General features: G+C 63.4%; 23 protein-coding genes and 1 tRNA gene. 20 read left to right on the top strand and 4 right to left on the bottom strand.

Features of this window, described 5'->3' with window-relative positions; genetic code table 11:
• Window positions 1–131: 131 nt before the first annotated feature.
• From A3AS_RS0123980 to A3AS_RS0124025, 10 genes are all read left to right on the top strand, one after another.
• The gene (locus A3AS_RS0123980) at window positions 132–842 is read left to right on the top strand and encodes a hypothetical protein (RefSeq protein ID WP_018320100.1); all 711 of its coding nucleotides are present in this window, start codon (window positions 132–134) and stop codon (window positions 840–842) included.
• 91 nt (window positions 843–933) lie between these two features.
• Complete coding sequence (locus A3AS_RS0123985; RefSeq protein ID WP_020508730.1) at window positions 934–1,707, top strand: gamma-glutamyl-gamma-aminobutyrate hydrolase family protein; 774 nt, start codon at window positions 934–936, stop codon at window positions 1,705–1,707.
• A 1,099-nt stretch (window positions 1,708–2,806) separates the two neighbouring features.
• A complete protein-coding gene (locus A3AS_RS0123990; protein ID WP_026202304.1) occupies window positions 2,807–3,043 on the top strand; it encodes a hypothetical protein in 237 nt (78 codons plus the stop codon).
• A gap of 305 nt (window positions 3,044–3,348) precedes the next feature.
• Window positions 3,349–3,888, top strand: coding sequence for a TRAP transporter small permease subunit (locus A3AS_RS0123995; protein ID WP_018320103.1), 540 nt, complete (start codon window positions 3,349–3,351; stop codon window positions 3,886–3,888).
• The gene (locus A3AS_RS0124000; protein ID WP_018320104.1) at window positions 3,885–5,489 is read left to right on the top strand and encodes a TRAP transporter large permease subunit; all 1,605 of its coding nucleotides are present in this window, start codon (window positions 3,885–3,887) and stop codon (window positions 5,487–5,489) included. Before A3AS_RS0123995 ends, A3AS_RS0124000 begins: the two co-directional genes overlap by 4 nt.
• 188 nt (window positions 5,490–5,677) lie before the next feature.
• Window positions 5,678–5,887 (top strand): hypothetical protein, encoded by a 210-nt coding sequence (locus tag A3AS_RS0124005; protein ID WP_026202305.1) that lies wholly within the window; start codon window positions 5,678–5,680, stop codon window positions 5,885–5,887.
• 471 nt (window positions 5,888–6,358) lie between these two features.
• The gene (locus tag A3AS_RS0124010) at window positions 6,359–6,616 is read left to right on the top strand and encodes a 4-oxalocrotonate tautomerase (RefSeq protein ID WP_157644376.1); all 258 of its coding nucleotides are present in this window, start codon (window positions 6,359–6,361) and stop codon (window positions 6,614–6,616) included.
• A gap of 181 nt (window positions 6,617–6,797) precedes the next feature.
• Window positions 6,798–8,219 (top strand): nodulation protein NfeD, encoded by a 1,422-nt coding sequence (locus tag A3AS_RS0124015; RefSeq protein WP_018320107.1) that lies wholly within the window; start codon window positions 6,798–6,800, stop codon window positions 8,217–8,219.
• Window positions 8,216–8,977, top strand: a complete 762-nt coding sequence (locus A3AS_RS0124020; RefSeq protein ID WP_018320108.1) for a slipin family protein — start codon at window positions 8,216–8,218, stop codon at window positions 8,975–8,977. Before A3AS_RS0124015 ends, A3AS_RS0124020 begins: the two co-directional genes overlap by 4 nt.
• An 81-nt stretch (window positions 8,978–9,058) precedes the next feature.
• A complete protein-coding gene (locus A3AS_RS0124025; RefSeq protein ID WP_049814968.1) occupies window positions 9,059–10,177 on the top strand; it encodes a type II asparaginase in 1,119 nt (372 codons plus the stop codon).
• Window positions 10,178–10,260: 83 nt separating this feature from the next.
• Here the strand turns inward: A3AS_RS0124025 and glnA are convergent, their stop codons facing one another.
• On the bottom strand, window positions 10,261–11,670 hold the full coding sequence (gene glnA / locus A3AS_RS0124030; RefSeq protein ID WP_018320110.1) for a type I glutamate--ammonia ligase: 1,410 nt from the start codon (window positions 11,668–11,670) through the stop codon (window positions 10,261–10,263).
• Window positions 11,671–11,821: 151 nt separating this feature from the next.
• Window positions 11,822–12,160 carry a P-II family nitrogen regulator gene (locus tag A3AS_RS0124035; protein ID WP_007603495.1) on the bottom strand — a complete coding sequence of 113 codons (339 nt, stop codon included), beginning with the start codon at window positions 12,158–12,160 and terminating at the stop codon, window positions 11,822–11,824.
• 382 nt (window positions 12,161–12,542) lie between these two features.
• Between A3AS_RS0124035 and A3AS_RS0124040 the strand changes: the two genes are divergently transcribed.
• The 4 genes from A3AS_RS0124040 to A3AS_RS0124055 are packed head-to-tail and all read left to right on the top strand — an operon-like array spanning window position 12,543 to window position 15,102.
• On the top strand, window positions 12,543–14,042 hold the full coding sequence (locus tag A3AS_RS0124040) for a bifunctional ADP-dependent NAD(P)H-hydrate dehydratase/NAD(P)H-hydrate epimerase (RefSeq protein ID WP_018320111.1): 1,500 nt from the start codon (window positions 12,543–12,545) through the stop codon (window positions 14,040–14,042).
• Complete coding sequence (locus A3AS_RS0124045; protein ID WP_018320112.1) at window positions 14,042–14,506, top strand: GNAT family N-acetyltransferase; 465 nt, start codon at window positions 14,042–14,044, stop codon at window positions 14,504–14,506. Before A3AS_RS0124040 ends, A3AS_RS0124045 begins: the two co-directional genes overlap by 1 nt.
• A 9-nt stretch (window positions 14,507–14,515) precedes the next feature.
• The gene (locus A3AS_RS0124050; protein WP_018320113.1) at window positions 14,516–14,812 is read left to right on the top strand and encodes a type II toxin-antitoxin system RelE/ParE family toxin; all 297 of its coding nucleotides are present in this window, start codon (window positions 14,516–14,518) and stop codon (window positions 14,810–14,812) included.
• A gap of 2 nt (window positions 14,813–14,814) precedes the next feature.
• Window positions 14,815–15,102, top strand: a complete 288-nt coding sequence (locus A3AS_RS0124055) for an addiction module antidote protein (protein WP_018320114.1) — start codon at window positions 14,815–14,817, stop codon at window positions 15,100–15,102.
• Window positions 15,103–15,110: 8 nt separating this feature from the next.
• Here A3AS_RS0124055 and A3AS_RS0124060 read toward each other — a convergent pair whose 3' ends face one another.
• The gene (locus A3AS_RS0124060; RefSeq protein ID WP_018320115.1) at window positions 15,111–16,439 is read right to left on the bottom strand and encodes a multicopper oxidase family protein; all 1,329 of its coding nucleotides are present in this window, start codon (window positions 16,437–16,439) and stop codon (window positions 15,111–15,113) included.
• 154 nt (window positions 16,440–16,593) lie between these two features.
• Here A3AS_RS0124060 and A3AS_RS0124065 point away from each other — a divergent pair.
• The 3 genes from A3AS_RS0124065 (at window position 16,594) to A3AS_RS0124075 (ending at window position 19,155) form a co-directional block, all read left to right on the top strand.
• Window positions 16,594–16,678: transfer RNA gene (locus A3AS_RS0124065), tRNA-Leu, on the top strand.
• A gap of 172 nt (window positions 16,679–16,850) precedes the next feature.
• Entirely contained in the window at window positions 16,851–18,212 is a 1,362-nt protein-coding gene (gene tig / locus A3AS_RS0124070; protein ID WP_018320116.1) for a trigger factor, read from the top strand.
• Window positions 18,213–18,519: 307 nt separating this feature from the next.
• Window positions 18,520–19,155: an ATP-dependent Clp protease proteolytic subunit gene (locus tag A3AS_RS0124075; protein WP_018320117.1), complete on the top strand. Its 636-nt coding sequence runs from the start codon at window positions 18,520–18,522 to the stop codon at window positions 19,153–19,155.
• 68 nt (window positions 19,156–19,223) lie between these two features.
• On the opposite strand, the gene A3AS_RS47550 is transcribed toward A3AS_RS0124075, so the two are convergent.
• The gene (locus tag A3AS_RS47550) at window positions 19,224–19,445 is read right to left on the bottom strand and encodes a hypothetical protein (RefSeq protein ID WP_157644368.1); all 222 of its coding nucleotides are present in this window, start codon (window positions 19,443–19,445) and stop codon (window positions 19,224–19,226) included.
• 178 nt (window positions 19,446–19,623) lie between these two features.
• Between A3AS_RS47550 and clpX the strand changes: the two genes are divergently transcribed.
• The 3 genes from clpX to A3AS_RS0124090 all read left to right on the top strand — a co-directional run bounded on the left by clpX (window position 19,624) and on the right by A3AS_RS0124090 (window position 24,121).
• Entirely contained in the window at window positions 19,624–20,895 is a 1,272-nt protein-coding gene (clpX, locus tag A3AS_RS0124080) for an ATP-dependent Clp protease ATP-binding subunit ClpX (RefSeq protein ID WP_018320118.1), read from the top strand.
• A 326-nt stretch (window positions 20,896–21,221) separates the two neighbouring features.
• Window positions 21,222–23,645: an endopeptidase La gene (lon, locus tag A3AS_RS0124085; RefSeq protein WP_018320119.1), complete on the top strand. Its 2,424-nt coding sequence runs from the start codon at window positions 21,222–21,224 to the stop codon at window positions 23,643–23,645.
• 71 nt (window positions 23,646–23,716) lie between these two features.
• Window positions 23,717–24,121 (top strand): GFA family protein, encoded by a 405-nt coding sequence (locus tag A3AS_RS0124090; RefSeq protein ID WP_018320120.1) that lies wholly within the window; start codon window positions 23,717–23,719, stop codon window positions 24,119–24,121.
• The last annotated feature ends 30 nt before the right edge of the window (window positions 24,122–24,151 follow it).

The raw sequence follows: 24,151 nt of genomic DNA on the forward strand, positions 1-24,151 counted from the left end.
GGTCCTTTTCAGCGCAATGCGCGCTGCACTCTCTCGACAAACGCGCTTCGGATCAAGACCGCGTCAACGCGCTGGTTTGACGTCGGCTTGCCAACGGTGCAGAGCGATGAGGAAAGAACAATGGGGGCGGTTTGAGCTTCATCAGCAAATGGGCCGGTCTGCTCGGGCTTCTGGCCGTGCTCGTGGTCGGCGACCAGATCCGGATCAACCGGCCCGGCCACAAATTTCGTCTCACGGTCGAGGTCACGACACCTGACGGCATCAAGACCGGATCCGGCGTTCTGGCCGTCGTGCCCGACCGCAACTATAACCGCGGCGGCCGCACCACCACGCGCGGGGAGGCCGTGTTCGTCGACCTCGGCCAGGCCGGCGCCAAAGGCAAGAATCTGGTGGCATTGTTGGCGCACCGGCAGGACGCGAAGCTGGACTTCGACGACATCAATTATGTCGCGCTCCGTGCCTATGGCGCCGCGCGTGGCAACCGCGTCTCGTTCAACGATATCCACCGGCAGACCGGCGTTGTCCCGGTGCAGGGAGACCTCGTGCCGGTGCTCGTCAGCTTCGGCGATCCCAAGGATCCCAAGACCGCGCGCCTCGTCGCCCGCGACCACGCGGAGGCGGTTCTGGGCGAGGGGTATGCGATCCGCGGCATCACGGTCGAAGTCGTGCCCAACGGGTTCTGGCCGGTTGATTTCGGTGGGGCGCTCGGAGAGCCCGTGACGCGCGGCATCGACGCGAAACTGCCCTGGCTGGCCGCGCGGGGCGATCCGGCCGCAACCGCGCTGCAGGCCGCCGGGCTGCCCGCCGGGGGCGAGGCCCGGGAGGCATTTGCGCGAAAATAGCATTGCCGTCCCGCGATCCCTTCTGTTGAATTTGTTCCAGCCCAAGGGCATGTTTGGAGAATCTTCTTATCGGAGAGGCGCGGAACGACAGATGAGAAAGCCGGTCGTCGGCGTGATCGGGAATGCCCATCGCGTCGAAAATCGATTTCAGGTCCAGATGGTGGGCGAGCGCAATTTGCGCGCCGTGGCCGAGGTTTCCGGTGGCCTGCCGATGATGTTCGCGGGTGCGCCCGATATCACCGATATCGGCGCGCTGCTCGACGTGGTCGACGGGATCGTGCTCACTGGCGCCCGCGCCAACGTCCATCCGACCCGCTTCAATGTCGACCCGTGTGAGCGCCACGAGCCGTACGATATCCATCGCGACGAGGTGGCGCTGGCGCTTTCGGTCGCCTGCGTCGCCCGCGGTGTGCCGCTGTTCGGCATCTGCCGCGGCCTCCAGGAGATGAACGTTGCCTTCGGCGGCTCGCTGCATCCGGAGATCCGCGAAATTCCCGGCCGCATGAACCATCGCATGCCCCGGCTCGAGAACGGCGAGATCCACCCCGATCCGACCGTGGTGTTCGCCGACCGTCACGACGTCGAGCTGACGCCGGGCGGGGCGTTCGCAAAACTGCTCGGCTGCGAGAAGATCAGGGTCAATTCGCTGCACGGCCAGGGCATCCTCGAGCCTGGCAAGCGCGTGCTGGTCGAGGGCGTCGCCGAGGACGGCACCATCGAGGCGATCCGCATCGCGGAAGCCCCGACCTTCGCGCTCGGCGTGCAATGGCACGCCGAATACGATCCGCAGCACAATCCGATCAACCGCAAGCTGTTCGAAGCCTTCGGTGAAGCGCTGGCCGCGCGGCAGCGCGCGGCGGCGTAGGGCACGAGAGCGAAATCTGGCGCACAGCTGCGTTAAGCTCGTCATTGCGAGTGCAGCGACTTGTCCGCCGAAGCATTGGCGAAGGCGGAAGCAATCCAGAGTCTTTCCGCGTAGACGGTCTGGATTGCTTCGTCGCAAGAGCTCCTCGCAATGACAGAGAGTGGGCCGGCAGTGTGCTTCTCCAAATGACACTGTCATTCCCCGCCTTGTGCGCATTTGCGCACTGGGGCGGGGAATCCAGTACGCTGCGGCTTCTCGGTTCAATCACGATGGCCTCTGGAATACTGGATCGCCCGCCTGCGCGGGCGATGACAGGGAGTGTGTGGTGGCAGACGCGCGCTCGCATTCTCGCGGCGCATCTCGCCCGAGGCTTGCTGTTGTCGCGCCCCATGAAGACCAAAGGGCGCAGGGAAGGCCGGGCGCCGGCGGCACCCGCAAGTCCGTGCGCGACGAAGATGCACACGGGGTGGACCACAGGTGATGCCGGTCGCCCGGCCTTCCCTGCGCGGCTGGTTTTAACGGTGTCCTTCGTGCTCTCCCCGGGGAGCGATGCACTATTGCCCCCGTCGCCTTGCGGGAATGATCGATGCACGTGCCCGGTCGGGCCGCCGCATCACCGCAAGCCTTGACGCACAGACCCCGGGCGTCAGGACCACACGACTTCTCCGTCCGCGGACGATCCCGCCGGAATACCCGGAGGCTTGCGTGTGCTCGCCCCCAGGCATCGACGAAACCGCTGTGACCGCGCCGGGTCGTATCGCGTCGCCTGAGGAATCACGGTTGCCCGCCCTGTCATCAGGCTGATCGCGCCGGCGCTACCGCGTCCACCGCCACCCGGCCCGCATTTCGTGACGATCGCGAAGCGCCCCTTTGGCAGGGCCGGGATGAGGCGTCTATGCCACAAATCCGAAATTCGGGAAAGAGGAATATTTTTCCGTGGAGGGCTTGACCGGGTGTTTTGCCCGACGCCTCTCGGGAGGGGCCCTGGCAGGGACGCATTGCGCTATCCCAATGCCGGGAGCCGCTTTATCGGAAAGACTTGCTTGGTGGGTTTGGCAGATACACCTTAAGTTCTGTCCCGGGACGGAGGATGACTTTCATGAGCAGACCTGTGAAGACTGAAAGCGAGCTGATCGCCATGGCCAAGGCCGAGTTGAAGGTTCATGCCGATTGTCCCGATGGAATGACGATTTCGATCCTCCGTGATGGCAATTCCTGGGAGTTTCGAGCCAGCGCAGACCGGGCCACCTCGGATCGGCCCGGCTACCCTGAATGCGTCGCCATGCTTGTCCAGATCGGCGATCACCTCTGCAAACAGTACGACGTCGAGGGTTAGGCGGGTCCGAGAGCCGGATTGCCGGCTGCCTCGTGCATCGACCAAATTAGGCACAGTGACTCATTTTTGAGGTCACTGCGGCAAACTGTCCATTTTCCTGTTGACCACGAAATTGCTGACGGTAAAGGTGCCGTGCTTCACGCGCGGCCGGGACCCGAATACATCCCGGCGAAAACCGACAACAATAATGAGCGGAAGCATCAGGAGGGTGAACTAGCTCCCGCGCAGACCTGGACGGTCGCTGATTCAGCGGCATGGTCCTGCGCGTTCGGGGGTAGCACTCAGCGAGCGGGGAAAAGGCATCGATGCGCCCATTGTTGGCGGTGAGTACGGCTATCGACTGGCTGAACGAAAAGGTCGGTAACGTCTGCAATATTCTGGTGCTCGCGGCCTGCGTGGTCAGCGCTGCAAATGCGATGATCCGGTATGCCTTCAGCTACAGCTCCAACAGCTGGCTCGAGACGCAGTGGTATATGTTCGCCGTCGTCGTGATGTTCGGCTCGTCCTACACTTTCAAGCGCAACGAGCATGTGCGCGTCGAAATCCTCTACCTCATGCTGTCCGAACGCGGCCAGCTGTGGCTCGACCTGATCGGGACATTGGTTTTCCTCGTCCCGGCGTGCCTGCTCCTCAGCTACCTCTCATGGGCGATGTTCTACAACTCGTTCATCATCGGAGAGATGTCCAACAACGCGGGCGGTCTCCTGCGGTGGCCGATCAAGTTCGTGCTGCCGGCCGGGTTCTTCATGGTCGCTCTGCAGGGCGTCTCGGAGGCCATCAAACGCGCCGCCGCCTTGCGCGGTGAAGTCACCATCGACGCAAAATATGAGCGGCCGACCCAATGATCACGATTGAGATGATGCCGCCGCTGATGTTCGGCGGGCTGGTCTTGGCCATGCTGATCGGATTTCCGGTCGCCTTCACGCTGGCCGCTCTCGGGCTTTCGTTCGGATTTCTCGCGATCCACGAAGGATTCTTCGGATTCAGCTTCCTCCAGGCCATCCCGGAGCGTATCTATGGCAGCGTTCTGGCGAACGAGCTGCTGCTGGCAATTCCATTCTTCACGTTCATGGGCGCGATCCTCGAACGATGCGGCCTCGCCGAGGATATGCTGGATTCGATGGGGCAGTTGTTCGGCCCCGTTCGCGGCGGTCTCGGCTATTCCGTGATTATCGTCGGCTTCATCCTCGGTGCGATCACGGGGACGGTGGCGGCGCAGGTCATTGCGATGGCGCTGATCTCGATGCCGGTGATGATCCGCTACGGCTACAACATGCGCTACATCACCGGCGTGCTCGCAGCCTCCGGCACCATTACCCAGCTGGTGCCTCCCTCGCTGGTTCTGATCGTGCTCGCGGACCAGCTCGGGAAGTCGGTCGGCGACATGTATCTGGGCGCCTGGGGCCCATCGATCCTCCAGATCGCACTCTTCGCCGGCTACACGTTTGCGTTGAGCGTGATCAAGCCGGGCCACGTCCCGGCAGTGCCCAAGGAAGCAAGGACGCTCACGGGCTGGGCGCTCTGGCGCAAATGCCTTTTGGGCATCATCCCGTCCGCCGTCCTGATCTTCGTGGTGCTCGGCACGATGATGCTTGGCCTTGCCACCCCGACCGAAGCCGGCGCGATGGGCGCCGTCGGCGCGATCGTCCTTGCCGTCATCCATCACAAGGATTTCAGCTCGGCCGGTCACAAGGTGCTGCTCGTCGGCGTCGCGGCGGCGGGTGTCGGCACGATCATCGGCATCTACCTCACGCCGAATCTGCCGTTCAAGATCGCCTTCGCGATTGCCTATCTCGCCGTCGCCTGGGTTTGCATCGAGGCGATCAGGATTCCGGACCTGCGCTTGCTGGTCAAGCAGGGCTACGAGACCACGATGCGCATCACCTGCATGGTGACGTTCATCCTGATCGGATCGACCTGCTTCTCGATCGTCTTTCTCGGTTGCAACGGTGGTGTCTGGCTGGAGCACATGCTGACATCGCTGCCGGGCGGGGTCTGGGGCTTCCTGATCTTCATGAACCTGTTCATCTTCTTCATCGCCTTCTTCCTCGACTTCTTCGAGATCGCCTTCATCATCATCCCGATGATCGCACCGATCGCGCAGAAGCTGCTCACCCCCATCGTCGGGGCGGACGCTGCCTTGATCTGGTTCGGTGTCATGCTCTGCGTCAACATGCAGACCTCCTTCCTGCATCCTCCCTTCGGCTTCGCCTTGTTCTACCTGCGCGGCGTGGCGCCGAAGGAGGTCAAGAGCTCGGACATCTATTGGGGCGCGATGCCCTGGATCGGCCTGCAGGCGATCATGGTTGCGGTCGTGATCGCATTTCCGATCACGGTCACCGGGCTGCTGGATGCTCCCACCAAGGTGGATCTGGACAAGATCAAGATCGAAATTCCCGACATCGAGCTGCCGCCGCCGCTCGATTTCGGCCAGCCGAAGAACTGAGGAGGTATCCCCGCCCGGGGATTGATCCAAAAATATTAGAGGCCTGTCGGTGACCTGCGAACGCTGCCCTTGCGCAGGGAGCCTTAGACCTCGATTGCGACGTCGCAACTGATCAGCAGGCTGGCGGAGTAGACGGTCGCCTCGCGCTGTGGCTAAGTTCAGGTCCAGAGCAGCGAAAGGGGAGCCCGATGCCGTATTTCCCATCTGGACAAGACCGAGACTTCAGCGTCTGCAAGGTGCTTGCCGACCTGTTTTGCGCAATCTTGCTCGGGACCTTTTCCATCGTCTTCTTCGGCTGGGTCGGTGGCATTGTCGCGTTCGTTATCCTCGAAGCGTGCCTGATCGGGCTCGATTGGCTGATTCCGAGCGGCGACGACGCGGCTGGCGTTGTTCGCTAAGGGCAGCTCAATGGCCGAATTTCTCCCGCGATGGGATGGCCTCGCGATGAAGCGCAGCGCTACCGTCGCCGTCCTTCTCCTGCTCGCATCCGCCGCATTGGCCCAAAGCGCGCCGTAGGGCGGATTAGCCGAAGGCGTAATCCGCCATCTTGTCTTGATTGGGCAGCTTCAATGCCCCGAGACGTACAGTCCGGATTATTTCCGGAGGACTGGGCAAGAGACGGCAGCACGGATGGCGACTTTGGAGAGCGCGTGAGCGTCACCAGCAGTCGGCGGATTACGCCTTCGGCTAATCCGCCCCACGTAAACCAATCAGTAGGAATTGGTCCGCCCCGATTTTTGCGGCTCTGATTTGTTCTTTGAGAACGAAGTGGAGTCGAATGCAGAACGAAAGCGGGCGGCTCGAAGGCGCCTCACATCGTCCGCTCCATCCGTCGCGCGCGATAGGCCTGCGGTGACATCAAGGTGCGGTTGCGGAACGCCTTGCGAAAGCTGCTCTCGTCCTCATGGCCGGTCGTGCGCGCGATCGCCTTGATCGGCTGCGTTACCGACCTCCTGGTCGAGGTCGAAGGGCAGGGCAGCCCGGATTTCCGCCGCAACGTCTGGGTCGGGATCGATGAGCAGGAGTCCTCGCACTGGTCGCTCGGCGGCATGCAGCCGACCGCTGAGATCATCGCGAGCACGTTCGGCGCGATCGGAGCGGACGGGGCGCGGATCGCGCGGCGCTAGCAGCACGGAATGCGTGGGCGGATCAGCTCAAGGCATGGTCCGCCCGCCGTCGCCCCGTGCTCAACCGATCTACGGGGCGGTTTCCATTGCATCGCACAATCACGACAGGGGCCTGCACCAGCGCACAGCTGCATTGAGGTTCGAGAGACCAACACCATATGCTCTGCAAGGGAGCCCTGCCGTGCAGACCATGAAGGCGGCCCTCGTTGCGGCGATTGGCGTCGTTGCTTTGATCTGCTGCCTCCTTCCCAGCTCAGCGGAGGAGAACAGCCGCCTTGCACTGATTGTGTCGATCGAAGGGGCCATTGGCCCTGCGTCGGCCAGTTACGTGAAGGAGGCCTTGGCCAAGGCACGCGAACGGCGCGCCGAGGTCGTGCTTCTGAGAATCAACACGCCCGGCGGTCTCAATTCCAGCATGCGCGAGATCATTGCGGATGTGCTGGCCTCGCCCGTCCCTGTCGTCGGTTACGTCGCTCCCTCCGGCGCCCACGCGGCGAGCGCGGGGACCTATATCCTTTATGCGACCCACATCGCGGCGATGGCGCCGGGCACCAATATCGGTGCGGCAACGCCGGTGCAGATTGGCGGACCGCTGCCGGGGCTGCCGGGCGGTACACCGGACAAGGGCGGCAAGGACAAGAAGGACGGCGACCAGCAGAGCGAGCCCAAGGATCAGTCCAAGGATCAGTTCAAGGATGCGATGACGGCAAAGGTGACCAATGACGCGGTTGCCTTCATCCGCAGCCTTGCGGAGCTGCGTGGCCGCAATGCGGATTGGGCGGAGAAGGCGGTCCGTGAGGCCGCCACTCTCTCTGCCAACGGCGCGCTGCAGTCCCATGCCATCGAACTCGTCGCGCGCGATCAGGCTGAGTTGCTGAGGCAGCTCGATGGCCGCGAGGTCGAGGTTGCAGGCGGCAAGACGCAGCGTCTCGCGACGAAGGATGCGGTCGTCGAAGCCATCGACCCCGGATGGATATCCCGCTTCCTGGCGGTCATCACCGATCCGAATGTGGCGTTCATTCTACTGATGGTCGGCATCTACGGCCTGATCTTCGAGTTCATGTCTCCCGGGGCCGTCGCTCCCGGCGTGGTCGGCGCGATCTGCCTGCTGATCGGTCTCTATGCGCTCAATTTGCTGCCGATCAACTATGCCGGCCTTGCCCTGATGCTGGTTGGCATCGTTCTTCTCACCGTCGAAGCCTTCAATCCGACGGTGGTGATCGGTCTCGGGGGGATCATCGCTTTCGTGCTGGGAGCGCTGATGCTCTTCAGGGTCGAGGCGCCCGGTTACCACCTGTCGTGGTGGGTGATCGGCATCACGGCAGCCGTGTTCGCCGGCTTTGCTCTGGTCGTGCTTGGTTCGCTTCGGCGTGCCGCCCGGGCTCCGGAGCGGGTCGGCGCGCAGGCGATGCGAGGCTTGCCCGCCGAGGTTCTCGACTGGAGTGGGAGCGAAGGTCACGTCTTCGCCCATGGCGAGCGTTGGCAGGCGCGCGGCGCCGAAACGTTCAAGCCCGGAGAGACGGTCGAAGTCGCGAACGTCGTCGACCTGACGCTGCTGATACGGCGCGCACCGGCCAGGACCGGCGAGGGAGGTACATCATGATGCTGGAATATCTGACTTATGCGGCGCTTCTGCTGCTTGTCATCATGTTTCTATCCCAGGCCATTCGAATCCTGCGCGAATACGAGCGTGGCGTCATCTTCACGCTCGGCCGTTTTACCGGCGTGAAGGGCCCGGGCCTCATCATCCTCATTCCGGTCGTGCAGCAGCTCGTCAAGGTCGACCTCCGGGTGATGGTGCAGGTCGTGCCGCCGCAGGACGTGATTTCGCGGGACAACGTGTCCGTCAAGGTCAACGCCGTTCTGTACTTCCGCATCGTCGATCCCGAACGAGCCATCATCAAGGTCGGCGATTACATGGCCGCCACCAGCCAGCTCGCGCAGACGACGTTGCGCTCGGTGCTCGGCAAGCACGAGCTCGACGAGATGCTTGCCGAGCGCGACAGGTTGAACGCCGACATCCAGGAGATCCTCGACAAGCAGACCGACGTCTGGGGCATCAAGGTGACCGGCATCGAGATCAAGGACGTCGATATCAACGAAACCATGGTGCGCGCGATTGCCAAACAGGCCGAGGCGGAGCGCCTGCGGCGCGCCAAGGTGATCAATGCGATGGGCGAGCAGCAGGCTGCCGAAAAGCTCGTCGAGGCCGGCCGGATTCTCGCGCAGGAGCCTCAGGCGATGCAGCTGCGTTATTTTGCGGCCCTGCACGATATTGCGGGCGAACGGTCGTCGACTGTGGTCTTTCCGCTGCCGACGGGCTTGCTCGACCATTTTATGCCGCGGCGGGATAATCCTTAGCCATAAAGCATTGGGAGGACCATCTTCGGCCTCAATGGGCGTATCGAATGTCGCTCCCAACTTGAACGGGAGGAGAATTCGATGACGAAGCATGCCGCCAGACCCGCAATCCACGGCCGAAATCGGCCATTGATCCTCGCCGTTCCGCTGATCGCCCTCGCGCTTTGGTCGTGGGGGATCGCGACGGCGCAGGCCGCGGAATCTGCCGGCCTGCCGCGCATTCTCGTGCTTGCGACCGGCGGCACCATCGCAGGCCAGGCCGACGCGCGAGCGACCGGCGCCTACAAATCCGGCCAGATCTCGGGCGAGCAGCTGATGCAATCGGTGCCGGGCCTGGACAAGCTCGCAAAGCTGAATGCCGAGCAGATCTCGTCGATCGGATCCCAGGACATGAACGACAAGGTCTGGTTTGCGCTGGCCCGTCGGATCCAGGAGGCCTTCGACAAGAACGAGGCCGATGCAATCGTCATCACCCACGGCACCGACACGCTCGAGGAGACCGCGTTCTTCCTCGACAACGTGGTGCGCGGCGACAAGCCGGTGGTGATCGTCGGCTCGATGCGGCCGGCGACGGCGGTGAGCGCCGACGGCCCCGGCAATCTCTACGAGGCGGTGCAGGTGGCGGCCGACCCGCGCTCGCGCGGCCGCGGTGTGCTGGCGGTGCTGAACGACAAGATTCAGGGCGCGCGCTCGGTCACCAAGACCAACACCACCAGCATCGAGACGTTCAGTTCCGCCAATGACGGGCCGGTCGGCTATGTCGACACCGCCGGCGGCATTCGCTTCATGGCGCAGGCTCAAGGTCTCAAGCGCGCGACCTATCAGCTTCCGGCCGGCGAGCAATTGCCGCGTGTTGCGATCGTGTACTCGCACGCCAACATGGACGCCGTTCCGATCGAGGATGCCATTTCGCACGGCGCCAAGGGCATCGTGCTGGCCGGCGTCGGCGACGGCAACACCTCGAAGCCGGCGCTCGACGCGCTCGAAGCTGCGGCGAAGAAGGGCATCATCGTGGTGCGCTCGACGCGGGTTCGCTCCGGCTTCGTGACGCGCAACGTCGAGGTCGACGACGACAAGAACGGCTTCGTCGTGTCCGAGGACCTCAATCCGCAGAAGGCGCGCGTGCTCACGCAATTGCTGATCGCGGGCGGCGTGACGGCGCCGGCCGAGCTGCAGAAGGCTTTTACGGCGACCTGGTAGCGGGCAGGTCGTACACGCTACGATTCAAACGAAAAGGCGCTCCTTGCGGAGCGCCTTTTGCTTGTCGCAGACGTCCTGGCTGCTTAGCCCGAATAGTACATCTCGAACTCGACCGGATGCGGGGTCATTTCGAAGCGGGCGACTTCGGTCATCTTCAGCTCGATATAGGCGTCGATGAAGTCGTCGTCGAACACGCCGCCGGCCTTGAGGAAGCCGCGGTCCTTGTCGAGATTTTCCAGCGCCTCGCGCAAGCTACCGCACACGGTCGGGATCTGCTTCAGCTCTTCCTTCGGCAGGTCGTAGAGGTCCTTGTCCATCGCCGGACCCGGATCGATCTTGTTCTTGATGCCGTCGAGGCCGGCCATCAGCATCGCGGCGAAGCCGAGATACGGGTTGGCCATCGGATCGGGGAAGCGCACCTCGACGCGCTTGGCCTTCGGCGAAGCGGTGTAGGGGATGCGGCAGGAGGCCGAGCGGTTGCGCGCGGAGTAGGCGAGCAGCACCGGGGCCTCATAGCCCGGGACCAGACGCTTGTAGGAGTTGGTCGACGGGTTGGTGAAGGCGTTGATCGCCTTGGCGTGCTTGATGATGCCGCCGATGTAATGCAGGCAGGTCTCCGACAGGTCGGCGTATTTGTTGCCGGCGAACACCGGCTTGCCGTCCTTCCAGATCGACTGGTGCACGTGCATGCCCGAGCCGTTGTCGCCGAAGATCGGCTTCGGCATGAAGGTGGCGGTCTTGCCGTAGATGTGCGCGACCTGGTGGATGCAGTACTTGTAGATCTGCATGTGGTCGGCCATCAGCGTCAGCGTGTCGAACTTCATGCCGAGCTCGTGCTGGGCGGACGCGACCTCGTGGTGATGCTTCTCGACCTTGACGCCCATCTTGGCCATGGCGCCGAGCATCTCCGAGCGCATGTCCTGCACCGAGTCCTGCGGCGGGACGGGGAAGTAGCCGCCCTTGGTGCGGATGCGGTGGCCGAGATTGCCGCCTTCATATTCGGTGTCGGAGTTGGTCGGCAACTCCGAGGAGTCGAGCCGGAAACCGGTCTTGTAGGGCTCGGCCGAATAGCGCACGTCGTCGAACACGAAGAACTCGGCCTCGGGGCCGACGAACACGCTGTCGCCCACGCCCATCGACTTCACCATGGCCTCGGCCTTCTTGGCGATGCCGCGGGGGTCGCGGTTGTAGGGCTCACCGGTGGTCGGCTCGAGCACGTCGCAGGTGATGACCATGGTGGTCTCGGCGAAGAACGGGTCGATCGTCGCGGTGACCGGATCGGGCATCAGGCACATGTCGGACTCGTTGATCGCCTTCCAGCCGGCGATCGAGGAGCCGTCGAACATCGTTCCTTCGGCGAAGATGTCATCGTCGATCATGCTGACGTCGAACGTCACATGCTGCCACTTGCCGCGCGGATCGGTGAAGCGCAGGTCGACGTACTTGACGTCGTTGTCCTTGATCGATTTCAGGACGTCTTTGGCGGTCTTCATGCATACCCCTTTTGGCTCTGCGGGTCGGTTTCCAGATGAGCAAAATTATTCTCGCTCGGGCGAGTTTTGCGCGACCGCACAAACGAAATCAGGCCGCCGAAGCAGCCTTCTTTCTAGTCGGAGTGTCGCGAAATTCGGGATAGCACCCGGCTCAGATAGCGTCCAGCCCGGATTCGCCGGTTCGGATGCGGATCGCCTCTTCGATGTTGGAGACGAAGATCTTACCATCGCCGATGCGGCCGGTCTGCGCTGCGCGGCGGATGGCGTCGATGGCGCGCTCGACCAGATCGTCGCCGATCACGATCTCGATCTTCACCTTGGGCAGGAAGTCGACGATGTATTCTGCGCCGCGGTAGAGCTCGGCGTGCCCCTTCTGCCGTCCAAAGCCCTTGGCTTCGGTGACGGTGATGCCCTGAAGGCCGACTTCCTGAAGCGCTTCCTTCACCTCGTCGAGCTTGAATGGCTTGATGATGGCTTCGATTTTCTTCACTGCGCGCCTCCCGGCCTTTCGATCAAATAGCAACGTCTTCGTCAGGATGCGCTTTTCTTAACGCACGATCTTGTCTTCGCTATGCCGGGATCCCTGACCAATCCGGCAACAACGGCCGGCCACACTTTGATAAATGCCAGTGAGCACGACGAACCGAAGCGGCTTCCTCGAAAGCAGGGTCTATGCCAAGTTGCAAATGCCCTGATTATTGGAGCGTTATCAGCCTTTTAACGAGCATCTCTGAGTAGTGGTGCCGACCTGCACAAAATACCGAAGACTACGAAATAGGCAAACGGTTCAATATGTGTGCAGATCGATGTTCCCGAGGGTGGGGCGGAACGGAACGTGCCTGTTGAAAAGGCGTTTGGACCAGGGAAGTGGCATGGAAGTTCTGACCACCGCTGAAATGCAGCGCGCCGACCAGCTCACCATCGCGGCCGGCACGCCCGGTTTCAAGTTGATGCTGAGCGCGGGCCAGGCCGTCACCGATGCCGCCCAGGCGCTGGTGGAGGAGGGGCCGATCCTGATCGTGGCCGGCCCCGGCAACAATGGCGGTGATGGTTTTGTCGCAGCCGCCGAGCTCGCCGCGCAGGGGCGGGAGGTCTCGGTCATCCTGATGTGCGAGCGCGACCAGCTCCAGGGCGACGCGGCCTCCGCCGCGCGCGGCTGGAAGCACCCGGTGCTCCCGTTCAATCCGCAGGCGATCGGACGGCCGGCGCTGATCATCGATGCGCTGTTCGGCGCAGGCCTCAGCCGTCCCGTCGATGGTGAGGCGCGCGCGATGATCGAGGCGATCAACGCCAACGGCGCCCCCGTGCTCGCGGTCGACCTGCCGAGCGGCATCAACGGCACCAGCGCGGCGGTGATGGGCGCGGCGGTGAATGCCACCGAGACCGTCACCTTCTTTCGCAAGAAGCCGGCGCATCTCTTGCTCCCCGGCCGGATGCATTGCGGCCGCGTGCGCGTCGCCGACATCGGCATCGACGCGCAGGTGCTCGACGAGATCGCGCCGCAGACGTTCGAGGACGATCCGGATGTCTGGGGCGCCGCTTTTCCGGTACCGCGTATCGACGGCCACAAATACGCGCGGGGGCATGTGTTGGCGGTCTCCGGCGATGCGGCGGCGACCGGCGCTGCGCGGCTGGCCGCGCGCGGTGCACTGCGGGCAGGGGCGGGCCTGGTAACGCTGGCGAGCCCGCGCGATGCGCTCGCGATCAACGCGGCCGCGCTCACGGCCGTCATGGTTCGCCCCGTCGATACCGTCGTCGAGTTCGGCGAGCTGCTCGGCGACAAGCGCTACAACACCTGCATGATCGGCCCCGGCGCGGGCATCGGCGAGCGCACCTGCGATCTCGTTCACACCGCGCTCGGTGCGCAGCGTCGTCTGGTGCTCGATGCCGATGCCCTGACGAGCTTTGCCGCAACCCCCGAGCGCCTGTTCGAATCGATCAAGTCCTCGCAAGACATTGCGGTGGTGCTGACCCCGCACGAGGGCGAATTTCCGCGCCTGTTCTCCGACCTCAGCAACAAATTTCCGGGCCGCTCCAAGCTGGAGCGCGTGCGCGATGCCGCCGAGCGCTCCGGCGCCGTCGTGCTCCTGAAGGGACCCGACACCACGATCGCCGCCCCCGACGGCCGCGCGACCATCGCCGCCAACGCGCCGCCCTGGCTCGCCACCGCGGGCGCCGGCGACGTGCTCGCCGGCATCATCGCAGGGCTGCTGGCGCAAGGCGTGCCGGCGTTCGAGGCCGCCAGCATCGGCGTCTGGATGCATGGCGAGGCGGGACGCGAAGCCGGGCCGGGCCTGATCGCGGAGGACCTGACCGAGACGCTGCCGGCCGTGCACCGGCGGATTTATGATGCGCTGGGGGTGGAGTACTAGTGCTCAGACAGCTCGCGCTCGCCGACATGGGCGCAGCGGCGCAAGTCCATCGGATCTCGTTTGACCAGGCGATGCCATGGCTCGCCGGGCTGCACACGCCGGACGAGGACCGCTGGTTCTATCGCGAGCGTGTCTTTCCGACGTGCCGGGTGTGGGGATGTTTTGACGGCGACGTGCTCAGCGGGATCATCGCGTTCCGCGAGGGCTGGATCGAGCAGCTCTACGTGCTCCCCCCGGCCCAGGGCCGCAGCGCCGGCAGTGAGCTCCTCGACGTCGCCAAAGGCGCCTACCACCGGCTCGAGCTCTGGACCTTCCAGCGTAATGCGCCGGCGCGGCGCTTCTATGAGGCGCGTGGGTTCGAGTTGGTCGATGAATCCGACGGCTCGAGGAGCGAGGAGAAGGAGCCCGATGCTCGCTACCTCTGGGAGCGAAGACCACTTGATCGGAGATCGATTGTAGTCTAAAAACTACAGATGGTCGAACTCAGGCAGACTGAGACGTTCCGAAAGTGGCGATCGCGTCTGCGGGATGAGCGCGCCAGAGCGTTGATCGCGTCGTGGTTGGATCGGCTAGCTCAAGGCCACGCGGGCGACGTTGAGCCGGTCGGCGATGGGGTGAGCGAACTGCGTATCCACCACGGCCCCGGCTATCGGATCTATTTTCAGCAGCGGGGCAAGACGATCATCATTTTGCTGTGTGGGGGCGACAAGGCCACGCAGGCGAAAGACATCAAGGAGGCCAAGCGCCTTGCCGAGATGTGGAGCGAATAAAGATGGGCAAGAAGCTGACGACTTACGATCCGGCCGAGGACCTTCAATCCGATGAAGCCATTGCCGTGTTCATGGAAGAGGCGTTCAAAACCGAGGACGCCGCCTATATCGCGCATGCGCTTGGCGTCGTCGCCCGTGCGAAGGGGATGGCGCAGATTGCCAAGGAAACCGGTCTTTCTCGCGAGCAGCTCTATCGCTCGTTCAGTACCGACGGCAATCCGACGCTCAAAACGACCATCGCAGTGATGAAGGCGCTCGGCATCGAACTGACGGCCAAACCGCACGCATAGCCGCAACCTCACTCCACCCCATACCAGCGCACCAGCCGCGGCGCGGCCCAGTCCGTGACGACGGATTCGAGCAGCCATTGTCCGGATGCGGTCGCCGCGAAGGCGATGCGCTGGGTCTGGCCGGGCTCGACCGCGAGCGTGTCGAGCCAGTACGGCTTCCAGCCGTCGTCGAGCTTGTCGAGCAGGCGGAAGTGGTGGCCGTGCAGATGGAAGACGGTCGACATTGGGCCGGGGTTCTTGAGGGCCAGCACGACGGTGCGGCCGGGCTTGGCGCGGAAGGCCGGGGCGGAGGATCGGGAGAAGTCGGCACACCGTGCCCACCCAGCATCGGCTGCGCCGAGCGCGACATCGAACCGCAGGGCTCCTCTGAGATCGAGCTTGTCGGGCAGGTCATTGGAAGGAAGCGGCTGCGGCGGCAACAGCGGCGCGCGGCGCTCCAGCCTGCCGGAGACGGCAAGCGAGCCGATCGGATGCGCCTCCTTGCCGTCATGGAGCAGAATCGGGGCCGAGCTGGCCGCATCCACAATGGCATCGGCACGCCCGCCCGGGGCCAGGACCAGAGCGCCATTGCGCGCCGGAAACGGTTCGGCTGGTTGTCCGTCCAGAGCCATCACCCGGACGTCGTGGTTTTCTAATTTGATCGCCAGAACAGTGCGTTGGGAGCCGTTGATAAAGCGCAGCCGCAAACGCTCACCAGCTGCAGCTGAGAGTTCAAATGAAGTTTGTCCATTAAGCGTATAGAGCGGCGTCGCGTCCTTTGGAGCGCGTCCCGGGGGGAGTGCGGTGCCGTCTGACCGCAGCCGCCACTCCTCGATCAGCAGGACCTCGTCGCGATCGACGATGCCAGTGTTTGCCTCCTGCGCGATGACCGGAAGCGGGCGCGCAGGCCGCGTCAGGACGTCCTCGAACAGGCGGAAGTCCGCCAGCAGGGTTCCCGCGCTTGGTACTGAAATAATTGAGGTTTCGGTCGTCCCGGGCTGGGCGGGCGCGCGCCCGCGCAGCGGGTCGGCCGCGGCTGGGCCATTGAGGCCGTACCAGGTTGGGGCAAGCGGGACAGGCAGGTCGTTGCGAAACGCCACCTCGCAGCGATCGCCGCGCTTGAGACGGACGTTCCCGAGGTGGCTTACGGCGGCCAGCTCCCAGATTGGTGTAGCGGGCTGCCCCGGCCTGAGAGCCAGGGTTTGCGGCCTTGCCTGAAGGGAAAGCTGGGCGGTCAGGGCCGGCGCGGCACTGCTGGCGACCAACCCGGCCGCCGAGGCGCCAAGCCCGGTGCCAAGCCCGGCGGCAAGGCCGGCCAAAAGCTCACGTCGGGTCGGGTCAAAGAACCGCGTTTTCATGGGCCGATCCGGACCACGCCACGCTGGATAAGTCCAGCGATCGTGCCTACGTAAAGCCTGCCTCCATCGGGCCATTTTTTTGCTGCGAACAGTCAGGCACATGTTATAAGCCCGGCCGCCCGCGGCATCGCGGCCGGTTTGGATGCAAATTCACGCGGGCGTGGCGGAACTGGTAGACGCGCTGGATTTAGGTTCCAGTGACGAAAGTTGTGGGGGTTCGAGTCCCTCCGCCCGCACCAAGCGCTTATCGCGTTTGCACGGATTACGAGACCTGCTTTCGCGCGGAGTTTGTCCGCCGGGAGCCGGTTCGATGAAGCACCGGCGTTGAGGCGTTTGCCTCGCGCCGGATCGATTGATGACAGCGTCCCGATGCATGCGCGCCGGGACCGAACGAGAAGAAGATTGGACGCCATGCAGGTCACAGAGACCCTCTCGGAAGGTTTGAAGCACGAGTTCAAGATCAGCGTTCCCGCGTCTGATCTCGACGCCAAGGCTGGTGCCAAGCTCGTTGACCTCAAGGACAAGGTCCGCATCAACGGCTTCCGTCCCGGCAAGGTGCCGGTTGCTCACCTGAAGAAGGTCTACGGCCGCTCGGTGATGGCCGAGACCATCGACCAGACCATCCGCGACACCAACACGCAGCTGTTCTCCGAGCGCGGCTTCCGCCTTGCGACCGAGCCCAAGATCACCATGCCGAGCGAGCAGGCCGAGGTCGAGGAGCTCCTGAGCGGCAAGACCGATCTCACCTACACGGTTGCGATCGAGGTGGTGCCGGCAATCGCGCTCGCCGACTTCAAGTCCTTCCAGGTCGAGAAGCCCGTCGCCGATGTCACCGACGCCGATGTCGACGAGGCGATCAAGCGCATCGCCGACACCAACCGCGGCTATGCCGCGAAGGCCGAGGGCGAAAAGGCCGCCTCCGGCGACCGCGTCACCATCAACTTCAAGGGCTCCATCAACGGCGAAGTCTTCGAGGGTGGCACCGGCGAAGGCATCCAGGTCGTGATCGGCTCCAACACCTTCATTCCCGGCTTCGAGGAGCAACTGATCGGCATCGGCGCGGGCGAGACCCGCACGCTGAAGGTGTCGTTCCCGAAGAACTACATGAACGACAAGCTCGCCGGCCAGCCGGCCGAGTTCGAGACCTCCGCGACCTCGATCGAGGCGCCGCAGGACATCGCGATCGACGACGAGTTCGCCAAGACGCTTGGCCTGGAATCGCTGGACAAGCTCAAGGAAGCCGCGCGCGAGCGTCTGAACGTCGAGTTCGCCGGCGCGACGCGCCAGCGCGTCAAGCGCGCGCTGCTCGACCGCCTCGACGAAGCCCATCGCTTCGAGGCGCCGCCCTCGCTGGTCGACGAGGAGTTCAATCTGATGTGGAACTCGGTCAAGGCCGAGATGGACTCCGCCGGCAAGACCTTTGCCGACGAGGACACCACTGAAGACAAGGCCAAGGAGGAGTACCGCAAGATCGCCGACCGCCGCGTGCGGCTCGGTCTCGTGCTCTCCGAGATCGGCGAGAAGAACAAGATCACTGTGACCGACGACGAGGTCGGCCGCGCCGTGATCGAGCGCGCCCGCTCGATGCCCGGCCGCGAGAAGGAGGTCTGGGACTATTACCGCAGCAACGCCCAGGCGTTGGCCCAGCTCCGTGCACCGATCTATGAGGACAAGGTCGTCGACTTCATCCTCGAGCTCGCCAACGTGACCGAGAAGAAGGTCTCGCGCGAGGACCTCTACAAGGACGACGAAGCGGAAAAGACCGCGGCCTGAGGCCCGTTCCGATACCATCGGAATGGGGCTCTGAGGCAGCCATCCATTAAGGATGATCAGCGAAGAGGCCCAGCTAGCCAGATGGCCGGCTGGGCCTCTTTGTGTGCGAATCAGCTTCAACTGCCCGACGGATTAAGCCTTAATGCGCTCCGCACTTGTCAGGCGCGAATTGGGCTATATCTGTCGGTACGCCTTCTACCTCTACCAAGTTCCTGCATCACGGGACGTCCATCGGCCTTCAGCAGATCCAGCTCAAACTGGCAGTCAAGCCTGGCGATGTCCGCCTCTTAAAAACCCTAGGTGACTCATGCGCGATCCGGTTGAAACCTACATGAACCTCGTGCCCATGGTGGTCGAGCAGACCAACCGTGGCGAGCGCGCCTACGACATCTTCTCGCGCCTCTTGAAGGAGCGCATCATCTTCCTGACCGGTCCGGTCGAGGATGGCATGTCGACGCTGGTCGTCGCACAGCTGTTGTTCCTCGAGGCGGAAAATCCGAAGAAGGAAATCTCGATGTACATCAATTCGCCGGGCGGCGTGGTGACGTCGGGCCTTGCGATCTACGACACCATGCAGTTCATCCGCCCGCCGGTCTCGACGCTGTGCACGGGGCAGGCGGCCTCGATGGGCTCGCTGCTGCTCGCCGCCGGCGAGAAGGACATGCGCTTCTCGCTGCCGAACGCGCGCATCATGGTGCATCAACCCTCCGGCGGCTTTCAGGGCCAGGCCACCGACATCATGCTGCACGCGCAGGAAATCCTGAACCTGAAGAAGCGGCTCAACGAGATCTACGTGAAGCACACCGGCCAGACCTACAAGGCGATTGAGGACGCGCTGGAACGCGACAAGTTCCTGACCGCGAACGACGCCAAGGAGTTCGGCCTGGTCGACAAGGTCATCGACAAGCGTGCCGAGGAACCGGCGGCGGCGAAGACCCCGTAGCACTACTGGGGCTCTGCGGCGATCCCTTGTCAGGCCCTTGGGCAACTCCTTGGGATCGCCTCATACCATCAGGTGGCGTTCACGCTATGGACGCGTGCGCGCGTCGCAAAACGGTATTTGCGCCCTGCGACAAGCAGAAAGTTCCGCTTTCGTGCTTGTTTTTCGTGGTAATCCAGCAACGCCGGGGTGATTTCGATCACTTCGCCCGTGCCAAGACCGGAAATCACGGTATTGTCACGGGTAGCCGGCGACCCCCGATTAGCGAATTCTTGATAGTCGGGTGACAGCATGGTTGGCTACGATTGATCGGCTATGATCGCGGAGAATCGAGTGACCGTGATTCGCACGGGATGTAACGCGTAGGGTCTTTTTTGGTACGGAATTTGCTCTACTTAAGCTTCATGCCGACCATCGTGTCGGAATGGAGCGATCGAGCGGAACGGGATCGAACCGCGGACGGAGACATGAATGAGTAAGGTCGGCACGAGCGACTCCAAGAACACGCTATATTGCTCGTTCTGCGGCAAGAGCCAGCACGAAGTCCGCAAACTGATCGCGGGTCCCACGGTCTTCATCTGCGACGAGTGCGTCGAGCTCTGCATGGACATCATCCGCGAGGAAAACAAATCCTCGCTGGTCAAGTCGCGCGACGGCATTCCGACGCCGAAGGAAATCTGCAAGGTCCTGGACGACTACGTGATCGGCCAGAGCCATGCGAAGAAGGTCCTGTCGGTCGCGGTGCACAACCACTACAAGCGCCTCAACCACCAGACCAAGCACAACGACGTCGAACTCGCGAAGTCGAACATCCTGCTGATTGGTCCGACCGGCTCGGGCAAGACGCTGCTTGCGCAGACGCTCGCCCGCATCCTGGACGTGCCGTTCACCATGGCCGATGCGACGACGCTGACCGAGGCCGGCTATGTCGGCGAGGACGTCGAGAACATCATCCTGAAGCTGCTCCAGGCCGCCGACTACAACGTCGAGCGCGCCCAGCGCGGCATCGTCTACATCGACGAAATCGACAAGATCAGCCGCAAGTCCGACAACCCCTCGATCACGCGCGACGTGTCGGGTGAGGGCGTGCAGCAGGCGCTGCTCAAGATCATGGAAGGTACGGTGGCTTCGGTCCCGCCGCAGGGCGGCCGCAAGCATCCGCAGCAGGAATTCCTGCAGGTGGATACCACCAACATCCTGTTCATCTGCGGCGGTGCCTTCGCCGGCCTCGAGAAGATCATCTCGGCGCGCGGACGGTCGACCTCGATCGGCTTCGCGGCCCAGGTGATGGCGCCGGAAGACCGCCGGACCGGCGAGATCTTCCGTCACGTCGAGCCTGAGGACCTCCTGAAGTACGGCCTCATCCCCGAGTTCGTCGGCCGTCTGCCGGTCGTGGCGACGCTCGAGGACCTCGATGAGACCTCGCTGAAGAAGATCCTCACCGAGCCGAAGAACGCGCTGGTGAAACAGTACCAGCGGCTGTTCGAGATGGAGAACATCGAGCTGACCTTCGCCGACGAGGCGCTTGGCGCGGTTGCCCGCAAGGCGATCGAGCGCAAGACCGGTGCGCGGGGCCTTCGTTCGATCCTCGAGGCGATCCTGCTCGAGACCATGTTCGATCTGCCGGGCCTGGAAGGTGTGGAAGAGGTCGTGATTTCGCGCGAAGTCGTGGAAGGAACGGCGCGTCCGCTCTACATCTACGCCGATCGGTCCGATCGCGCCGTCGAGAACGCCAGCGCCTGATCTTTCGGCGCTGGAACGCTCCAATTGTATCCTCAAACTGGGCTGCGGAAATGTATCTCCGCAGCCGGTGTTGCGTCGCTTACCGCGTTGCGTAAGCGCCTGATGGCGCGCGTTTTTCAATGACTTGACACCCCCCGGGTCGATAGCCACCTAATGTCGGCGGCGAGCGAAAATTCTCTTCCAGATTCGCCTCAGTTCCGATCCGGCGAGCCGGTCCAACGCGAAAAACGGACCGATCGGTTTTGCGGATCACCTCGGCACCTTGTGGCGGTTGCGCATGAGCATGGCGGGCTGCGTGCAAGGGGGCAAAGCAAAAGGAAAAGGCCATGACTAATCCAAAACCCAGGCCAACCATCGTTCATGGCGAAACGCACGCCTATCCCGTGCTGCCGCTGCGCGACATCGTCGTCTTCCCGCACATGATCGTTCCGCTCTTCGTCGGTCGCGAGAAGTCGATCCGCGCGCTCGAAGAGGTGATGAAGAACGACGCGCTGATCATGCTCGCGACGCAGAAGAACGCGTCCGACGATGATCCGGCGCCCGACGCCATTTACGAGACCGGTACGCTTGCCAGCGTGCTGCAGCTCTTGAAGCTTCCCGACGGCACCGTGAAGGTGCTGGTCGAAGGGCTCGAGCGTGCGCGCGTGCAGAAATACACCGATCGCGCCGACTATTACGAAGCGACCGCCATTGCGCTGGCCGATACCGATGCGAAGTCGGTCGAGGCGGAAGCGCTGGCGCGCTCGGTCGTGTCCGACTTCGAGAGCTATGTGAAGCTCAACAAGAAGATCTCGGCCGAGGTCGTCGGCGTCGTGCAGGCGATCACCGATTTCGCCAAGCTCGCCGACACCGTTGCCTCGCATCTCGCGGTCAAGATCGCCGATCGCCAGGGTATCCTGGAGACTCTGTCCGTCACCACGCGCCTGGAGAAGGTGCTAGGTCTGATGGAGAGCGAGATCTCGGTGCTGCAGGTCGAGAAGCGCATCCGCTCACGCGTCAAGCGCCAGATGGAGAAGACCCAGCGCGAGTATTATCTCAACGAGCAGATGAAGGCGATCCAGAAGGAACTCGGCGACGACGACGGTCGCGACGAGCTCGCCGATCTCGAAGAGAAGATCGCCAAGACCAAGCTCTCCAAGGAAGCGCGCGAGAAGGCGCAGCATGAACTGAAGAAGCTGCGCCAGATGTCGCCGATGTCCGCGGAAGCGACCGTCGTGCGCAACTATCTGGATTGGCTGCTGTCGATCCCGTGGAACAAGAAGTCCAAGGTGAAGAAGGATCTGGAAGCGGCGCAAGCCATCCTGGACTCCGATCACTACGGGCTGGAGAAGGTCAAGGAACGTATCGTCGAGTACCTGGCGGTGCAGTCGCGCGCCAACAAGCTCACGGGCCCGATCCTGTGCCTCGTCGGTCCTCCCGGCGTCGGCAAGACCTCGCTCGGCAAGTCGATCGCGAAGGCGACGGGGCGTGAGTTCGTGCGCGTCTCGCTCGGCGGCGTGCGTGACGAGGCCGAGATCCGCGGTCACCGCCGCACCTATATCGGCTCGATGCCCGGCAAGATCATCCAGTCGATGCGCAAGGCGAAGTCGTCCAATCCGCTGTTCCTGCTGGACGAGATCGACAAGATGGGCGCCGATTTCCGCGGCGATCCGTCCTCGGCTCTACTCGAGGTCCTCGACCCCGAGCAGAACGGGACCTTCAACGACCACTATCTCGAGGTCGACTACGATCTGTCCAACGTGATGTTCATCACGACCGCGAATACGCTCAATATTCCAGGCCCGCTGATGGACCGCATGGAGATCATCCGGATCGCCGGCTACACCGAGAACGAGAAGGTCGAGATCGCGCGCAAGCATCTGATCCCGAACGCGGTGTCCAAGCACGGCCTGGACTCCAAGGAGTTCTCGATCGACGACGACGCGCTACTGCTTCTGATCCGCCGCTACACTCGCGAAGCGGGCGTGCGTAACCTGGAGCGTGAGCTCTCCACACTCGCCCGCAAGGCGGTGAAGGAGCTGATGATCTCCAAGAAGAAGTCGGTCAAGGTCACCGAGAAGACTCTGGAAGAGTTGCTCGGCGTGCCGAAGTACCGCTTCGGCGAGATCGAGAGCGAGCCGCAGGTCGGCATCGTCACCGGCCTTGCCTGGACCGATGTCGGCGGCGAGTTGCTGACCATCGAAGGCGTCATGATGCCCGGCAAGGGCAAGATGACGGTCACGGGCAATCTGCGTGACGTGATGAAGGAGTCGATCTCGGCGGCGGCGTCCTACGTCCGCTCGCGCGCGATCAATTACGGCATCGAGCCGCCGATGTTCGATCGCCGCGACATCCACGTGCACGTGCCGGAGGGCGCGACGCCGAAGGACGGTCCGTCCGCGGGCGTCGCCATGGCCACCGCGATCATCTCGGTCATGACCGGCATCCCGGTCCGCCACGATGTCGCGATGACCGGCGAGATCACGCTGCGCGGCCGGGTGCTGCCGATCGGCGGCCTGAAGGAGAAGCTGCTGGCTGCGGCCCGCGGCGGCATCAAGACGGTGCTGATCCCCGAGGACAACGCCAAGGATCTCACGGAGATTTCCGATGCGATCAAGGGCGGCATGGAGATCATCCCGGTCTCGCGCCTCGACGACGTCGTCGCCAAGGCGCTGGTGAAGAAGCCGGTGCCGATCGTCTGGGAAGAGGACACCAAGGTGACGGTGAAGCCGGACGGCGATGAAGCCGCCGGCGGCCTGACCGCTCACTGAGGCTCAACGAAAAGATGATAAAACGGCGCCTCCGGGCGCCGTTTTTGTTTTGGGGCAGGGGGAGGAGGCCGATGCAGATCGACGGGCAATGCCATTGCGGGACGATCACCTTCGAGGCCGAGGTCGATCCGGAGGCCGTCTCGGTCTGTCACTGCACCGATTGCCAGACGCTGACCGGCTCGCCGTTCCGGGTGACCGCCGTCTGTGCCGGCGCTGATGTCCGCCTGACCGGCGGCGCGCCCAAGATCTACGGCAAGCGTGGTGACAACGGCCGGATGCGCTTCCAGCACTTCTGCGCCGATTGCGGTTCCCCGCTGTTCACCAGCGGCGAGGGCGACCAGGCCGATGATTGGGGCATCCGCTGGGGCTCTATCCGCCAGCGCGACAAATTGCGCCCCGTCAGGCAGATCTGGTGCCAGTCGGCGGCGGTGTGGATCGACGCGGTGCCGCTGCTGCCGGGGAGGCCGCAGGATTGAGGTTGGCTTGCTACAGGCCCGCCTTCGCCC

Source organism: Bradyrhizobium sp. WSM2793 (assembly GCF_000379585.1).
Taxonomy (GTDB): domain Bacteria; phylum Pseudomonadota; class Alphaproteobacteria; order Rhizobiales; family Xanthobacteraceae; genus Bradyrhizobium.

Excerpts from the sequence above, each read along its gene's own strand:
- A3AS_RS0124000 (WP_018320104.1), top strand. The coding sequence starts at position 3,885 with ATGATCACGATTGAGATGATGCCGCCGCTGATGTTCGGCGGGCTGGTC.
- A3AS_RS47550 (WP_157644368.1), bottom strand. The coding sequence starts at position 19,445 with ATGCTGTCACCCGACTATCAAGAATTCGCTAATCGGGGGTCGCCGGCT.
- A3AS_RS0124020 (WP_018320108.1), top strand. The coding sequence starts at position 8,216 with ATGATGCTGGAATATCTGACTTATGCGGCGCTTCTGCTGCTTGTCATC.
- tig (WP_018320116.1), top strand. The coding sequence starts at position 16,851 with ATGCAGGTCACAGAGACCCTCTCGGAAGGTTTGAAGCACGAGTTCAAG.
- clpX (WP_018320118.1), top strand. The coding sequence starts at position 19,624 with ATGAGTAAGGTCGGCACGAGCGACTCCAAGAACACGCTATATTGCTCG.
- A3AS_RS0123985 (WP_020508730.1), top strand. The coding sequence starts at position 934 with ATGAGAAAGCCGGTCGTCGGCGTGATCGGGAATGCCCATCGCGTCGAA.
- A3AS_RS0124025 (WP_049814968.1), top strand. The coding sequence starts at position 9,059 with ATGACGAAGCATGCCGCCAGACCCGCAATCCACGGCCGAAATCGGCCA.
- A3AS_RS0123995 (WP_018320103.1), top strand. The coding sequence starts at position 3,349 with ATGCGCCCATTGTTGGCGGTGAGTACGGCTATCGACTGGCTGAACGAA.
- A3AS_RS0124040 (WP_018320111.1), top strand. The coding sequence starts at position 12,543 with ATGGAAGTTCTGACCACCGCTGAAATGCAGCGCGCCGACCAGCTCACC.
- A3AS_RS0123990 (WP_026202304.1), top strand. The coding sequence starts at position 2,807 with ATGAGCAGACCTGTGAAGACTGAAAGCGAGCTGATCGCCATGGCCAAG.
- A3AS_RS0124055 (WP_018320114.1), top strand. The coding sequence starts at position 14,815 with ATGGGCAAGAAGCTGACGACTTACGATCCGGCCGAGGACCTTCAATCC.
- A3AS_RS0124005 (WP_026202305.1), top strand. The coding sequence starts at position 5,678 with ATGCCGTATTTCCCATCTGGACAAGACCGAGACTTCAGCGTCTGCAAG.
- glnA (WP_018320110.1), bottom strand. The coding sequence starts at position 11,670 with ATGAAGACCGCCAAAGACGTCCTGAAATCGATCAAGGACAACGACGTC.
- A3AS_RS0124060 (WP_018320115.1), bottom strand. The coding sequence starts at position 16,439 with ATGAAAACGCGGTTCTTTGACCCGACCCGACGTGAGCTTTTGGCCGGC.
- A3AS_RS0124075 (WP_018320117.1), top strand. The coding sequence starts at position 18,520 with ATGCGCGATCCGGTTGAAACCTACATGAACCTCGTGCCCATGGTGGTC.
- A3AS_RS0124050 (WP_018320113.1), top strand. The coding sequence starts at position 14,516 with ATGGTCGAACTCAGGCAGACTGAGACGTTCCGAAAGTGGCGATCGCGT.
- A3AS_RS0124090 (WP_018320120.1), top strand. The coding sequence starts at position 23,717 with ATGCAGATCGACGGGCAATGCCATTGCGGGACGATCACCTTCGAGGCC.
- lon (WP_018320119.1), top strand. The coding sequence starts at position 21,222 with ATGACTAATCCAAAACCCAGGCCAACCATCGTTCATGGCGAAACGCAC.